We start from the raw sequence: 15,208 nt of genomic DNA, 5'->3' as shown, positions 1-15,208 counted from the left end.
CAAAATATCTCCTTTACGAAAGTTTGTCTACAGTCTGAGAGAGTATACGAAATACTCTCTTTTTCTCTTTCTATCTTTGCATATATTCTGATTCGCTTCCTGCAGCACCTTGTGGGCCCCCCTGTGCAGGAGGAGAACCATATATACTGATGCCCCTTGCCATGGCAGATTCAGCAAAATGAACCATTCGTCTTAACATTTGTCCTCCTACTTTGCCGCAATCTCGGCTACTTACATATCCCCAATAATCTTCAGAACCTTGCTTAACTGGAAGGCCAAGCTCTGATGCGATTTCGTATTTCATATTATCAAGGGCTTTGTGAGCCTCTGGTACCATTTTTGGACGATCATTCCAACTACCTCTTGCCATTTAAATCCCTCCTTACTCTTTCTCATACTTAATTTGTGTAGGTGGATAAAAAATATACTTTGAAAAATTTTAAAAAAATATATTTTATTGTGTTAAAATATTTATGTGCATAAATTTTACTAAAAGGGTTGATAAAGATGGAAAAACAAAAAATTTTAGAGCAAAAAATCAAAGAGTGGGGAGCGTCTTTAGTGGGTTTTTCAAGTCTTACAGGTATCCTTCCCGATACTCTTTCAGATATTCCGTATGCCATTACAGTTGTAATAAAATTAGCAGATAGAATAGTGGATGAAATTGAGAATAAGCCTACTCACACTTATTATCACCATTACCGTTCTGTAAATACGCTAATTGACCAGATAACCTTAAAGACGGTTCTTCTTCTTGAAGAATGGGGCTATAAAGCATTAGCTGTTCCTGCGTCGCAATCAATTGCTGATTTGGGAGAATATAGAGGACTTTTTCCACATAAAACTGCTGCTACAAGAGCAGGGCTTGGTTGGATAGGAAAGAATGGTCTTCTTGTGACTGAAAAATATGGACCAAGAGTGAGATTAGGAACAGTTTTAACAAATATGCCTTTTGAAACAGGAACCCCCATTACTAAAAGTAAATGTGGCAGCTGTAGATTATGTGTAGATGTCTGTCCTGCTATGGCACTTTATGGTACTCTATGGAAAGAGGGGATACCGAGAGAAGAAATAGTTGATGCGAGAGCTTGTAGTGAATATATGAATAAAAATTTTAAACACATTGGAAGAGGCTATGTATGCGGTATTTGTATGGAAGTCTGTCCTTACGGAAAGAAAAAATCTGTTGACAGGTGAAAAGGTTTTTGATAAAATGAAATTAAACAACCAAAACGTTTTGGAAAAGGTGGATATTAAATGGCGGTTACAATAAAGGATATAGCGAAATATGCGGGTGTATCTGTTACAACGGTTTCAAGAGCTTTAAACGGATACCCGGATGTAAGCGAGGAAACCCGTGAAAGAATTAAAAAAATAGCAGAGCAATTAAATTATACTCCAAATTCCATTGCAAGAGGGCTTGTCACAAATAAAACCCATACGGTTGGATTGGTTGTTTCTGAGTTAATAAAACCGGGGGCGTATCATCCTTTCTTTCTCGAAGTGCTTGCGGGTATAAAAGCAGGATTAAGGAAAGATAAATACGACCTTATACTTTTTACTGTAGACCCCGAAAGCCAAGATGTAACTTCTTATGAGAAACTTTGCAATGACAGAAAGGTTGAAGGGGCTATTGTAGAAGGTTTAAAATTGAGTGATCCTTATATTGAAGAAATAAAGAAAACACAAATTCCCACTGTCATGATTGATATACCGATACTGACTGATAAAGTGGGATATGTAAGTTCGGATAATGTTCAGGCGGCTTTTGAAGCTACAAGTTATCTTATAAAGTTAGGACATAGAAATATTGGATTTATAAATGGTCATAATGATGCGGCTGTAAGTTTTGAGAGGTTAGAAGGTTATAAAAAAGCTCTTGAAAAAAATAATATACCTTATAAAGAGGAATATGTAGTTTTTGATGATTTTACTCAAGAAGGTGGGTATAATTCTTTTAAGACGTTGGTTTTTGAGCATCCGGAAATAACTGCTGTATTTCATGCTTCTGATTTGATGGCAATAGGGTCTTTCAAAGCAGCAAAGGACTTAGGAATGAAAGTGCCTGATGATATTTCTATTGTAGGTTTTGATGATATTGAGCTTGCATCTTTGATTACTCCTGGACTTACTACCGTAAGGCAAGATACTTTTAAGATGGGATATAATGCAGCAAAACATCTTTTATCTATTATAAAAGGGGAAAAGCCACAGCATATATTAATACCTCATAAGCTTGTAATTAGAGATTCAGCTAGAAAAATATAATTTTTTTAAAAAGTATCCAAAACGTTTCGGATAGAATTTTTGGTAAGGATGGAGGTATATAAGTGGTAAAGCACATGTTTTTAGAGGATGTAAACAATTTAATGAGTGAAAGTAAATGGCTTATTTTCCAAAATGAGTATAATGCAGAGCTAAATCCTCGATATGAGACCCTTTTTACACTTACAAATGGTTACATGGGCGTAAGAGGTACTTTTGAGGAAGGAAGCGAGGGAGAAAAGCCGGGAAATTTTATTGCAGGAATTTTTGACAAGTCAGATGCGCGGGTTAGAGAAATAGTAAATGCTCAAAATTGGTTGAAAATAAAGTTGTATGCTGAAGGTGAAGAATTAAGTTTGAATAAATGCCAGTTGATAGAATTTAAAAGAATTCTTGATATGAAAAAAGGGATTCTATTTAGGAGTATGTTGATAAAAGACAGCAAAGATAGAATTACTCGAATTGAGGGATACAGGTTTATAAGCCGTAGCGACCTTCATCGTTCTGCAATTAAGCTATTTGTAACACCTATAAATTACAGTGGCGTTGTAGGTATAGAGAGCATTATTGAGGGGACTGTTTTAAACTCAGCAGATAGCCCAAAGTATAGAATAAAGCATTTGAAAGTGGTTGACAATATCAGTTTGAGTAAAAGTGGGAGTTATCTTGAAACAGCAACTATTGACGATGATATTCGCATTGCCACAGGCAGTACTGTGAGGATATATCGTTATGAAGATAAAGAGAAAAATAACATAGCTAAATTTAGAAGATTTTTGTCATTAGGTGAAATGAGTGTGGAGTACTTTGAGTTTGATGCTACAGAGAACAAAACAGTAGTAATTGACAAATTTGTAATAACTTATACCTCAAGAGACGTAAGAAAAGACCTATTGAAGACGACGGTGGAAAGAGAACTCTTTAATTTTGCTGGAGAAGGTATTGATAAAGAACTTAAGAGACATATTGAGGTATATGAAGAACTATGGTCTGTTGCAGATATAAATATTGAAGGGGATGAAGAAGCAGATAAAGCTTTGAGGTTTAATATTTTTCATCTCATGAGTTCTGCCAATGAAAATGACCCCCTGGTGAGTATTGCTGCGAAAGCTCTTCATGGTGAAGGATACAAAGGCCATGTATTTTGGGATACTGAGATATTTATGCTTCCCTTTTTCATATATGTGCATCCAAAAGCGGCAAAGGCACTTCTAATGTACAGGTACAATATGCTTAATGCAGCGAGAAAAAATGCGGCTTTAAACGGGTATAAGGGAGCACAATACCCTTGGGAATCTGCAGATACAGGAGAGGAAGAGACACCTAAATGGGGATTTGATTACATGGGAAACCCTGTAAGGATATGGACGGGTGATTTAGAGCATCATATAACTGCTGATATAGCTTTTGCAGTGTGGGAGTATTTTAGAGCGACAGAGGATATTGAGTTTATGTTGAATTACGGTGCAGAAGTCATTTTTGAGACTGCAAGGTTTTGGGTATCTAGATGTGAATATGTAAAAGAATTAGACAGGTATGAAATAAACAATGTCATAGGTCCTGATGAATTTCATGAACATGTTGATAATAATGCTTATACTAATTACCTTGCAAAATGGAATATTAAAAAGGGACTTGAACTAATCAATATGTTAAAAGAAAAATACCCTGAACATTATCATGCTATATCAAACAAAATATGTTTGACAAATGAGGAAATGGAAAAGTGGAAAGAAGTTGAAGAAAAAATATATATACCTTATGACAAAGACAAAAAGCTGATAGAACAATTTGAAGGCTATTTTGATAAAAAAGATTATGTTATTGATAAATTTGATGAAAACAATATGCCTATATGGCCTGAAGGTGTTGATATAACGAGATTGGGTGATACCCAGCTTATTAAACAGGCTGATGTTGTTATGTTAATGCTTTTGTTAGGTGAGGAATTTGACGAAGAAACGAAAAGAATCAATTACGAATATTATGAAAAGCGAACTATGCACAAATCTTCATTAGGTCCCAGCATGTATGCTATTATGGGGTTAAAAGTGGGAGACCACAAAAACGCATACCAGTCTTTTATGAGAAGTGCCAACGTGGACCTTGTGGACAATCAGGGGAACACTAAAGAAGGTTTGCATGCTGCATCTGCTGGTGGTACATGGCAAGTAGCTGTTTTTGGATTTGGCGGAATGGAAATTGACAAAGAAGGGGCATTAAATATAAATTCGTGGCTGCCAGAAAAATGGGATAAACTTTCCTATAAAGTATTTTGGAAGGATAATTTAATAGAGGTTATTGTTACAAAACAGGAAGTGACAGTAAAAAAGTTGAAAGGAAAAGGAAATATAAAAGTAAAGGTAAAAGGGAAAGAGCTGACAATGGAATAGTCAAAAAGGTATAGACAGGTGGTAACCTGCTATACCTTAAAAATAAATTGATTATGTTTTAAGGGGGGATAAGTGGAGTTAGAGTAAAATTTTAAGTTCTCAATCAGATATTTTACTATAAAATTGTGAAAGGGGAAAGTGGTAATGAGTAAAAAACTTTTAAGTATTTTTGTTTTAACGATCTTTTTGCTGGCAACTGTTTTGGCTGGCTGTTCCTCTAGTAAAAATAATACTTCCAGTGCCAATGAGACAAATACACAAAAACACCAGACACAAAAACCAGTTACTATAAAATTAGGCATGTGGTCATCATCTCCAGCAGAAAAGAAGATAGTGGATGACCAAATAGCTAAGTTTAAAGAAAAATATCCGAATATAGATGTGCAAATTGAGACAATTGTGGGAGATTACATGCAAAAATTACAAGCAGAACTGGCGTCAAATACAGCACCAGACATATTCTATCTTGACAGCATGCCGGCACCACAGCTTATGTCTTCAGGAGTTTTAGAGCCATTAGATGATTATATTAAGAAATACAATGTGGATGTAAATGATTTCGAGCCAGCATTGCTTTCCGCTTTTCAGTGGGATGGAAAAACTTATGGTTTACCGAAGGATTTCAATACTCTAGCTTTGTTTTACAACAAAGACATGTTTAAAGCGGCTGGAATAAATGAGCCTCCAAAAACATGGGAGGAATTAAGAGATGTAGCTAAAAAATTGACAAAAGACGGTGTCAAAGGTTTGGTTTTATCAGCAGACCTTGCAAGATTTGATGCTTTTATAAATCAAAATGGCGGTTCAGTATATCAAGATGGAAAAGTTACTTTAAATCTGCCAGAGAATGCACAAGCTCTTGATTTTTATGTAGGCCTCATTACAAAAGACAAAGTTGCTGACACACCACAAAACATGGGAGAAGGCTGGAATGGAGATGCTTTTGCTGCTAAAAAAGCTGCAATGGCAATAGAAGGTGGCTGGATGATACCATTCCTCAAAGAAAAAGCTCCTGATTTAAACTATGGTATAGCAGAGCTTCCAGCAGGAAAGCAAAAATCTACAATGGCTTTCACTGTTGCATATGTGATGAATAAAAACAGCAAACATAAAGATGAAGCCTTTAAGCTTATTGAATTTTTAACCGGTAAAGAAGGACAGCAATTTGTAGTAGATTCAGGCCTTGCACTTCCATCGAGAAAGTCTATGCAAGAAGGATTTAAGGAGAAATATCCTGAAAGAGCTGCCTTTGTAGATGGTGCTTCTTATGCGGTACCATGGCAATTCGGTTTGTATGGCACAAAGGTAGTAGATGCGGCTAATAAAGCCTGTGAAGCATTAATAATGAAGCAAATAAGTAGTGCTCAGCAAGCTCTTGACAACGCACAAAAGGAAGTTGGACAATAATTTAAGTAAGCAGCACCTTACTAAAATAAGGTGCTGCAATTATGATTTTTTAAGGTTGAAGGGAAGGATGTATTTATGGAAGCTAAAATGACTATGAAAAAGAGGTATTTATACGAAGCTTTGTCAGGGTATGCTTTTGCGTTGCCTTTTATTGCTTCAATATCTATTTTTTTGATAGGACCATTAATTTATGCTTTTATTATAAGTTTCAAAGAATTTTCTTTTTTAAATCCTGAAGCAAACCGATGGGTTGGATTTGCAAATTATATAAAATTATTCAGTGACCCAACGTTTAAAAGAGCTCTTTTAAATACAACACTTTATTCTTTAGGAGTAGTACCAACACAGCTAATTATTGCCTTAATACTAGCATTAATTGTAAATTCGGATATTAAAGGTAAAACATTTTTTAGAGTTGCCTATTATATACCAACTGTTACATCCACAGTTGCAGTTTCTGTAATATTTTTATATCTATTTAAAGCAGATGGTTTAGTTAATGCTTTGTTAGCTAAATTTGGCATACAAGGGCCTACTTGGTTTAATGATGTAAGGTTTGCGCTTCCTTCTATCATGATGATGGCAATATGGTCTTCTGTAGGTAATTACATGGTGATTTTTCTTGCAGGATTACAAGATATACCATCAGAATTGTACGAGGCTGCAGAAGTAGATGGGGCTAATAAATTTCAAAGATTTTTCAAAATTACTCTTCCAATGTTGCGGCCAATAGTGTTTTTTAATCTAGTAATGTCATTAATTGGTACTTTCCAGGTTTTTGATCAAGCCTATGTAGTATCGCAAGGGACTGGTGGGCCTCTTGATGCTACAATGACAGTCGTGCTGGATATATATAGGACAGGCTTTAGAGATTTTAACATGGGTTACGCTTCAGCTATGGCTTTTGTATTATTTGTAATAATCTTGATATTGACTCTTATACAGCGAAAGCTTTTCAAAGAAGAAACCTATTAGGAGGTGGCAATAGATGAAAAAGGTGTTGCGGTTTTTATTTTATACCGTTGTAGTAGGATATGCAGTAATTACACTTGGCCCTTTTATTTGGTCTATAATAACATCTCTAAAACCCACCAGTGAATTAAATACTTTTGCTGTAAATATAAAGCATTTAACTTTAGATAACTATAAAATGATAATTACAAAATTCCCTTTTTTAAGGTGGTTTATAAATAGTGCTATAGTTGCAGCTATAGTGACGTTTGGCAATATACTGTTTAATTCTATGGCAGGGTATGCACTTGCAAGAATAAATTTTCCTGGAAGAAATTTATTGTTTATGGTTGTGCTTGCTCTCATGATGGTACCAGGACAGGTAGTGATGGTGCCAACTTATATCCTTCTCAGCAAATTAGGCTGGGTAAACACTTACATGGGTCTTACAATTCCATTTTTGACTAGTAATTTTGGAATATTTTTAATGAGGCAATTTTTCTTATCTCTTCCCAAAGAGTTAGAAGAAGCAGCTACAATTGATGGTTTGTCACGATTTGGGATTTTCTTTAAAATAGTTTTGCCTTTGTCTAAACCTGCTCTTGCAACTCAATTCATTTTTATGTTTACTGGCAATTGGAATAGTTTCTTGTGGCCTAGCCTCTTGACATCCACTGATAATATGTATACACTACCTGTAGGCCTTAATTCTTTCTACGGGCAGTATTATCAATTTTGGAATCAGGTAATGGCAGGAGCTATACTTTTGACATTACCGACTATAGTGATATTCTTAATATTCCAGAGATATTTTGTAAAAGGAATATCTACAACAGGATTAAAATAAGTAACGAAGGAGGAATAAAATGGCAAGGTATCAAGGAGTAATTTTTGATTTAGATGGTGTTATTACAGATACTGCAAGATACCACTATTTAGCATGGAAGAAACTCGCTGATGAGTTAGGGATATATTTTGATGAAGTTATAAACGAGAGATTAAAAGGTGTAAGCCGCCTACAGTCTTTAGAGATAATTTTAGAAAAAAGTGATAAAAAATATTCTCAAGAAGAAAAAGAATATTATGCAAATAAGAAGAATGAGTACTATAAAGAGATGATAAAAAAGATCACGCCTGAGGATTTATTGCCTGGAGTGGAGAGATTTATTGAGGAACTTAAAAAAAGAGGTATTAAAACGGCAATTGCTTCTGTCAGTAAAAACGCTTTTACTGTTGTTGAAAATTTAAAAATAAGAGATAAGTTTGACTATATAGTGGATGCAAATGAAATTAAGCATGGAAAACCTGACCCTGAGATATTTTTAAACGCAGCAGAGCATCTTGGCATTTCTCCTGAAAAGTGTATTGGAATAGAAGATTCTGCTGCGGGCATCACTGCAATAAAAAGAGCAGGAATGTTTGCAGTAGGAGTGGGCAATCCTGAAACGGTGAAAGAAGCAGACTTAATTTTAAAGGATTTAAGTGAAGCGGATAAAATATTAGAATTGCTGTAGTGTGGAAATATTCCCCTGTGTTTTGGGGAATATTTTTTATAAAAAACTCTTGCATTTTTGAAAGAATCATAATATAATATAACTGTAAGCGGTTACAGTAAATTGAGAAAAGGGTGTCAAAATGGCGACAATAGACGATGTAGCAAAATTAGCAGGAGTTTCTATTGCAACTGTTTCGAGAGTTTTTAATAATAGTCCTTTAGTAAGTGAAAAAGCTAGACAAAAAGTTTTAAAAGCGGCAGAAGAGCTGGGATACAAACCCAGTATGCCAGCCAGAAGCCTGGCGATGAAGAAGACAAACACTATAGGGCTAATTGTGCCTGATATATCAAACCCTTACTATGCAGAAGTAGTAAGAGGTATTGAAGATGTCTGCAATATTTATAAATACAATATTACTTTGTGCAATGCAGACAATAAAAGAGAAAAAGAATTTCAATATATAGAAATGCTAAAAAATCGGTGGGTTGATGGAATAATATTTCACTGTGACTATTTTTCTGAAGAGCATTATAAAGTCTTTAAAAATGACAATATAAAGGTGGTACTTGCAGGAAGAACAACAAAGTTTGATGTGCCTTATGTAGGAATTGATAATTTTAAAGCGGCTTATGATGCAGTGAATTATTTGATATCATTAGGCCACAAGAGGATTGGAATTATTCATGGTCCTTTAGGCGATATGAAGGAAACCATAGATAGTGTGGATAGGTTAAGGGGATATAAGCAAGCTCTTATTGATAATGGCTTGCCAATTTATGAGGGTTTTATAAAGGAGGCAAACTTTAAATATAAAAGTGCTTATAATGCTGCAAAAGAGATGTTAAAAGAAAAAATAAAGCCTACTGCTATATTTGCGATAAGTGATATTATGGCAATGGGGGCAATAAATGCAGTGTTTGACAGTGGGCTTTCCTGTCCTGAAGATGTATCAGTAATGGGCTTTGATAATATTGACTTGTCAGAAGCAACAAGACCTTCTCTTACGACTGTATCACAGCCTATGTATGAAATAGGGGCTGTTGCAGCTAGAATGCTTATAAAAATGTTAAATGGGGAAAATATTGATGAGTATCAGACAATTTTAGAGCACAAAATTGTGGTAAGAAATTCTTGTATATCTCGAAAAGATTAAATTTTGTTTTATTTTTTAAATTGTAAGCGCTTACAGTTTTAAAGCATGAAAAGCGCAGTGAAGATTTTAAGCTTACGAAAGGAGAATATGGCATGTCTTATGTAAACTTCGTAAAGAAATACAAACTTGAAATTGCCATGGTTTTACCATTACTATTATATATTTTGGGTTTTACTGTATACCCTATCATTCAAACTATTACTTTAAGTTTTCAAGACCAGTATACTAAAGCATTTACATTGGCAAATTATAAAGAGATTATAGGAAAAACAGAATTTAAAAATGCTTTTTTCAATACCATAGCTCTTACATTTATAAGCCTCACTTTGGAAATGACTGCAGGCCTCGTCATTGCGCTTATTTTAAAAAGGAATTTTAGAGGAAAAGGCCTTTTGAGGTCTTTGATGTTGGTGCCAATGGGAGTACCTACTCTTGTGTCAGGTGTTGCGATGACCTATATTTTTGGGTTGTATGGTTATTTTAATGCGCTTTTGCAAAAACTACACATTATTGAAATGCCTATAGATTGGGCAAGTGGTGGTTTTAAGACATTACTTATGGTTTCTGTAGCGGATATGTGGAAAGTTACTCCGATGGTCATACTTTTGCTTTTGGCTGGTCTTGAAAGTATACCAGATGAAGTTTATGAAGCTTCTAACATTGATGGGGCAACTACATGGCAGACTTTTAGGTATGTTACATTGCCACTTCTAAAGCCCTCTATAACGATGGCCTTGATTTTAAGGGCGATAGACGCTTTTAGAATATTTGAACTTGTACTTGTTCTTGCAGGCCGTGCTACTCCTGTTATTTCTACCTTTGCGTATGATGAGTATAATAATTATGCAAATGCCTATACATCTGCGGCAGCATCTACAATATTGCTCCTAATAATAGCAGTATTTATAGTGAGCTACTTAAAAATAGCTGGTACTAAGGAGGAAAGATGATGAGAAAAATAGATATTAGCGAAAAGATTTCAAATACAGCTTATATTCCAATAGCTATAATAGCGGCAATATTGATGGTTATACCAGTATATATACTTTTTATGACTTCCTTTGCAGTGCCAAGTGATATATTGAAGCCTCATCCAGATTTTTTCATCACTCGTTTTACTTTGGACCATTGGAAAAACGTATTTACTTCAGGGAATATATGGCCTCCTTTTAAAAAGAGTTTTGTAGTGGCAACAATGACTACTATCATTGCAATTATAATAGCTGCTCCAGCGGCTTATGTTATAGCGAGGATGCCATCGAAAATAAAATATGCAGTAGTATTATCACTGTTTTTTACAAGAATGTTTCCTGATGTAGGTATTGCTCTTCCGATAGCGGTACAATTCATAAAATTAAATTTGATGGATACTTATTTAGGATTAGTTATGGCACACCTCATTGTAAATTTACCTTTTGCAGCATGGATATTGGTTGGAACTTTTGAGACAATACCAAAGGACTTAGAGGAAGCTGCACTGGTAGATGGAACAAGTAAATTGACGGCATTGATGAGGATTATAATGCCGATTGCACTTCCTGGTATAGCTGTTACTGCTATATTTGTGTGGCTAAATTCATGGAATGAATTTACTTATGCTCTTTACTTGACTATTTCAGATAGGACTTTACCTCTTCAAACCTACTATTACGTCCAAAGAGGAGGAATTTTTGATTCTGCCACATATGCGGCAGTACTCACTATTCCAGTAATGCTTGTGACATTCTTCTTGCAAAAATACATGAAAAGTGGATATCTTGCAGGGGCTGTAAAAGGTTAGTATATACGTATCCGAGTTTTTCGGATACTGTATATATAAAAATTAAATTTTAAGGAGGTTTTATTAAGCTATGAAGAAGTTTTACACTAAGTTAATAGCAGTTTTAATCATTATCTCGCTTCTAGGTACTGTTATTGCAGGCTGTGGCAGCAAGACCCAATCAGAAGCGAGGAAAAAAGTTTTGAAAGTTTCAATGGGACTTGGAGAAGCAGAATGGAAAGTGATGAAAGAAGATATTTTCCCACCATTTGAGCAAAAGTATGGTGTAAAAATTGAACCTCTTCAAATCGAAGCAGGAGACCTTATTAAAAAATTAGATGCTATGCACAAAGCAAATGCGATGGATATAGACATTATCACACAAGATAACATGCAACTTGCTCCACTTGTTGCAAAAGGGCTTGTGGAAGATTTGTCTCAGTATAGAGACATGATACCAAAGGAAGTAATACCAAGTCTTGTGCCAGTAGGAGAGTTTGATGGAAAGTTGTACTTTATGCCGTATAGACCAAATGTAGAAATAGCTTTTTATAACGCAGATAAATTCAACGAATACGGTTTAAAACTTCCTACAAATTGGGATGAGCTTTTGCAGGTTGCAAAGACTTTTAAAGAAAAAGAGGGCATAGGTAGAGTCATAATTAAAGAAAATTTAGGGCCTGACAGCACAGTCCACATGTTTGACCTTATAAGGTCTGCTGGTGGTGACCCAACAGTATTGAATGATGAGGGTTCAATAAAAGCATTTACTTTCTTGAAAGAAATACAGCCATATCTCTCTCCTGACTCAAAGAAAGCTGACTGGAATACACCTGTAGAATATCTTGCAAAAGAGAGCGTATATTTGGTTCAAAATTGGCCGTACACTGCAAACGTTCTTGTAGAGCAGTATGGAAAAAAGAACATTTTGGCATATCACGGATGGACAGGTCCGGTTAAAGAGTCCCACGTTTTGGGAGGAGAAGTTATAGGAATACCAACTGGTGCACCTAATAAAGAGATGGCTATAAAGTTTATGGAATACCTTATGAGTAAAGAAGTTCAAGAGAAACTTGTCACTAAATTAGGATGGCCATCCATGAGAAGTGACGCTTATGGGAAGGTTGCAGAGTGGCAAAAACCATATTTTGAAGCTATAAATGAAGCGTTAAAACATGCAGAACCAAGGCCAAACCTTGTATACTGGGCTGATGTGGACAAAGCTATAAATGGAGCATTGAGAGAAATAATATTTGAAGGCAAAGATATCAAGACAACTCTTGACAAATATCACAACATGATAGAAGAAGCTAAGAAAGCTGCAGAAAGCAAGTAAATGTTTTAAATTGTTTTAGTCGGAAACGACTTTGTTTCCGACTAAAATTTTGAATAAAGTAAGAGTGGAGGATGGATATGGCCAACAAAACGAAGAAACCAATTTACCCTTTTGAAGATTGGGTTATAAGAGAGACGCAGTTTAGTATAGATACTAACTATAGAAATGAAACTATTTTTACTTTAGCAAATGGATATATTGGAATGAGAGGAACTTTTGAGGAAAGATATTCAGGGCCTAAAAATACTTCTTTTAATGGGACGTATATCAATGGGTTTTATGAAATACACGATATAGTTTACCCTGAAGGGGGATATGGTTTTGCAAAAATAGGGCAGACGATGCTAAATGTTGCTGATAGCAAAATAATAAAATTATATGTAGATGGGGAAGAGTTTGATTTGTTACAAGGGAAAATCCTCTTTTATGAGAGAGTACTTGACATGAAGAAAGGTTTTGTAGAAAGAAAAGTAAAATGGGAATCCCCTACAGGAAAAATTTTAGAGGTAAAAATAAAGAGAATTGTATCATTAAATAGACAACATTTAGCGGCGATTTCTTTTACTATGCAACCTGTAAATTTTACCGGAAAAATTAGATTTGTTTCCGCTATTGACGGAAATGTTTCAAATATAAATGATAGTGAAGATGTAAGAGTAGGGTCAAATTTAAAAGGAAAGGTTTTAAAGACTATAGATAAAAGTGTAGAGGGTTTAAAAGGGTGGATTGTTCAAAAGACACAAAAGAGCAATTTCTCCTATGCTTGCGCGATAGACAATGTATTAGTGGCAGATAGCAAATATGAAGTCTCAAATAGTTTAGAAGAAGATGGAGTAAAAGTAATTGTAGATCTAGAGGCTGAAAAAGGCACCTCATACACTTTGAATAAATTTATTTCCTATTACACTTCAAAGGATTTTGATGAAAATAAATTGGTTGCTCTTGCTTTAGAAGAAATAGAAAAAGCCAAAAATGACGGCTTTGAAACGATAGAAAAAGAGCAGGAAGAATTTTTGAATTCTTTTTGGAAAGATGCTGATGTAATCATAGAAGGAGATAAAGCTCTGCAGCAAGGCATACGCTTTAATGAATTTCATCTACTTCAATCTGTCGGAAGAGATGGAAAGACAAATATTGCAGCAAAAGGGCTGACTGGAGAAGGTTATGAAGGCCATTATTTTTGGGATTCTGATATCTATATAATGCCTTTCTTTCTTTATACAAAGCCTGAAATTGCAAAAGCTTTGGTAATGTACAGGTATAATCTTTTGGATGCAGCAAGATCCAGGGCAAAGGAATTAGGTCACAAAGGAGCTTTGTATCCTTGGAGAACGATAGATGGTCCTGAATGTTCTGCTTACTTTCCAGCTGGTACGGCACAGTATCACATAAATGCTGATATAGTTTATGCTTTGAAAAGATATGTAGAAGCGACGAATGACGTGGATTTTCTTTATGACTACGGTTGTGAAATATTATTTGAAACTGCAAGATTTTGGGAAGATTTAGGAGCGTATATTCCTCTTAAGGGCAATAAATTCTGCATAAACTGTGTCACTGGTCCGGATGAGTATACGGCATTAGTTGACAATAACGCTTATACCAATTATATGGCGAAAATGAATTTGGAATATGCCTATGACATTGCAAACAAAATGAAAAAAGAAGTGCCTCAAAAATATCAAAAAGTCGCTTCTAAACTAAATCTAAAGGATGAAGAAATTGTTGCGTGGAAAAAAGCTGCTGACAATATGTACCTTCCTTATTCAAAAGAACTTGATATTATACCACAGGATGACAGTTTTTTGTATAAAGAAAGGATAACAGTGGATGAAATACCTGAGGACCAATTTCCACTTTTATTGCACTGGCATTACCTAAATATTTACAGATATCAAATATGCAAACAGCCTGATGTGTTGCTTTTGATGTTTTTACAGAGAGAAAAATTTACTAAAGATGAACTTAAAAAGAATTACGATTATTATGAACCTATTACCACTCACGACTCCTCCTTGTCGCCAGCTATATTTAGCATACTAGCCAATGAAATAGGATATACTGACAAGGCTTATAAATACTTTATGATGACTGCAAGAATGGATTTGGATGACTACAATGACAATGTTAAGGACGGAATTCACGCTGCTTCTATGGCAGGGACATGGAGCGCAGTTGTGAATGGTTTTGGTGGAATGAGGGTTTATACAAATGAACTGCATTTTGAGCCGAGATTGCCAAAAGAATGGAATTTGCTCTCTTTTAATGTGAGATACAAAGGGAGAAAAATAAATGTCAAATTAACCAAAGAAAATGTTGTGTTTGCATTATTAGAAGGAGAGCCTATAGAAATCTACTACTTTGACAAAAAAATTTTACTTAAAAAAGGAGAAAATAAAGTAGAAAGTCTCAAAAATTAAAGAAGTATGGAGCCATTGGCACCATACT

General features: G+C 35.0%; 13 protein-coding genes. 12 read left to right on the top strand and 1 reads right to left on the bottom strand.

The genetic code is table 11. From position 1 onward, the window contains the following. Positions 1–70: 70 nt before the first annotated feature. Positions 71–370, bottom strand: coding sequence for an alpha/beta-type small acid-soluble spore protein (locus tag M663_RS0104035; protein WP_029688018.1), 300 nt, complete (start codon positions 368–370; stop codon positions 71–73). A gap of 137 nt (positions 371–507) precedes the next feature. On the opposite strand from M663_RS0104035, the gene M663_RS0104030 reads away from it, so the two are divergent. The 12 genes from M663_RS0104030 (at position 508) to M663_RS0103975 (ending at position 15,180) form a co-directional block, all read left to right on the top strand. Beyond that, positions 508–1,197, top strand: a complete 690-nt coding sequence (locus M663_RS0104030) for a 4Fe-4S double cluster binding domain-containing protein (RefSeq protein ID WP_029688017.1) — start codon at positions 508–510, stop codon at positions 1,195–1,197. A gap of 60 nt (positions 1,198–1,257) precedes the next feature. Further along, positions 1,258–2,268, top strand: a complete 1,011-nt coding sequence (locus M663_RS0104025; protein WP_029688016.1) for a LacI family DNA-binding transcriptional regulator — start codon at positions 1,258–1,260, stop codon at positions 2,266–2,268. 62 nt (positions 2,269–2,330) lie between these two features. After that, the gene (locus tag M663_RS0104020; protein WP_029688015.1) at positions 2,331–4,658 is read left to right on the top strand and encodes a glycosyl hydrolase family 65 protein; all 2,328 of its coding nucleotides are present in this window, start codon (positions 2,331–2,333) and stop codon (positions 4,656–4,658) included. Positions 4,659–4,802: 144 nt separating this feature from the next. Then, positions 4,803–6,065, top strand: coding sequence for an ABC transporter substrate-binding protein (locus M663_RS0104015; protein WP_029688014.1), 1,263 nt, complete (start codon positions 4,803–4,805; stop codon positions 6,063–6,065). Positions 6,066–6,140: 75 nt separating this feature from the next. Next, positions 6,141–7,040 carry a sugar ABC transporter permease gene (locus tag M663_RS0104010; RefSeq protein WP_029688013.1) on the top strand — a complete coding sequence of 300 codons (900 nt, stop codon included), beginning with the start codon at positions 6,141–6,143 and terminating at the stop codon, positions 7,038–7,040. A gap of 13 nt (positions 7,041–7,053) precedes the next feature. Then, positions 7,054–7,863 carry a carbohydrate ABC transporter permease gene (locus tag M663_RS0104005; RefSeq protein ID WP_029688012.1) on the top strand — a complete coding sequence of 270 codons (810 nt, stop codon included), beginning with the start codon at positions 7,054–7,056 and terminating at the stop codon, positions 7,861–7,863. A gap of 19 nt (positions 7,864–7,882) precedes the next feature. Then, positions 7,883–8,530 carry a beta-phosphoglucomutase gene (pgmB, locus tag M663_RS0104000; RefSeq protein ID WP_029688011.1) on the top strand — a complete coding sequence of 216 codons (648 nt, stop codon included), beginning with the start codon at positions 7,883–7,885 and terminating at the stop codon, positions 8,528–8,530. Between the two features lie 121 nt (positions 8,531–8,651). Beyond that, a complete protein-coding gene (locus M663_RS0103995) occupies positions 8,652–9,665 on the top strand; it encodes a LacI family DNA-binding transcriptional regulator (RefSeq protein WP_029688010.1) in 1,014 nt (337 codons plus the stop codon). 92 nt (positions 9,666–9,757) lie between these two features. Then, positions 9,758–10,615 carry a sugar ABC transporter permease gene (locus tag M663_RS0103990; protein ID WP_003866990.1) on the top strand — a complete coding sequence of 286 codons (858 nt, stop codon included), beginning with the start codon at positions 9,758–9,760 and terminating at the stop codon, positions 10,613–10,615. Beyond that, positions 10,615–11,445 (top strand): carbohydrate ABC transporter permease, encoded by an 831-nt coding sequence (locus M663_RS0103985; RefSeq protein WP_003866989.1) that lies wholly within the window; start codon positions 10,615–10,617, stop codon positions 11,443–11,445. Before M663_RS0103990 ends, M663_RS0103985 begins: the two co-directional genes overlap by 1 nt. 70 nt (positions 11,446–11,515) lie before the next feature. Further along, positions 11,516–12,760 carry an extracellular solute-binding protein gene (locus tag M663_RS0103980; protein WP_029688009.1) on the top strand — a complete coding sequence of 415 codons (1,245 nt, stop codon included), beginning with the start codon at positions 11,516–11,518 and terminating at the stop codon, positions 12,758–12,760. Positions 12,761–12,837: 77 nt separating this feature from the next. Further along, positions 12,838–15,180 carry a glycoside hydrolase family 65 protein gene (locus M663_RS0103975; protein WP_012269465.1) on the top strand — a complete coding sequence of 781 codons (2,343 nt, stop codon included), beginning with the start codon at positions 12,838–12,840 and terminating at the stop codon, positions 15,178–15,180. Positions 15,181–15,208: the final 28 nt, after the last annotated feature.

Source organism: Thermoanaerobacter sp. A7A, assembly GCF_000445185.1.
In the GTDB taxonomy this organism is placed as follows: domain Bacteria; phylum Bacillota; class Thermoanaerobacteria; order Thermoanaerobacterales; family Thermoanaerobacteraceae; genus Thermoanaerobacter.
The sequence above is the reverse complement of the archived record's forward strand: the minus strand, read 5'-3'. Positions and strand labels throughout refer to the sequence as shown.

Coding starts and splice junctions, on each gene's coding strand:
- M663_RS0104035 (WP_029688018.1), bottom strand. CDS start 370: ATGGCAAGAGGTAGTTGGAATGATCGTCCAAAAATGGTACCAGAGGCT.
- M663_RS0104030 (WP_029688017.1), top strand. CDS start 508: ATGGAAAAACAAAAAATTTTAGAGCAAAAAATCAAAGAGTGGGGAGCG.
- M663_RS0104025 (WP_029688016.1), top strand. CDS start 1,258: ATGGCGGTTACAATAAAGGATATAGCGAAATATGCGGGTGTATCTGTT.
- M663_RS0104015 (WP_029688014.1), top strand. CDS start 4,803: ATGAGTAAAAAACTTTTAAGTATTTTTGTTTTAACGATCTTTTTGCTG.
- M663_RS0104010 (WP_029688013.1), top strand. CDS start 6,141: ATGGAAGCTAAAATGACTATGAAAAAGAGGTATTTATACGAAGCTTTG.
- M663_RS0104005 (WP_029688012.1), top strand. CDS start 7,054: ATGAAAAAGGTGTTGCGGTTTTTATTTTATACCGTTGTAGTAGGATAT.
- pgmB (WP_029688011.1), top strand. CDS start 7,883: ATGGCAAGGTATCAAGGAGTAATTTTTGATTTAGATGGTGTTATTACA.
- M663_RS0103995 (WP_029688010.1), top strand. CDS start 8,652: ATGGCGACAATAGACGATGTAGCAAAATTAGCAGGAGTTTCTATTGCA.
- M663_RS0103990 (WP_003866990.1), top strand. CDS start 9,758: ATGTCTTATGTAAACTTCGTAAAGAAATACAAACTTGAAATTGCCATG.
- M663_RS0103985 (WP_003866989.1), top strand. CDS start 10,615: ATGAGAAAAATAGATATTAGCGAAAAGATTTCAAATACAGCTTATATT.
- M663_RS0103980 (WP_029688009.1), top strand. CDS start 11,516: ATGAAGAAGTTTTACACTAAGTTAATAGCAGTTTTAATCATTATCTCG.
- M663_RS0103975 (WP_012269465.1), top strand. CDS start 12,838: ATGGCCAACAAAACGAAGAAACCAATTTACCCTTTTGAAGATTGGGTT.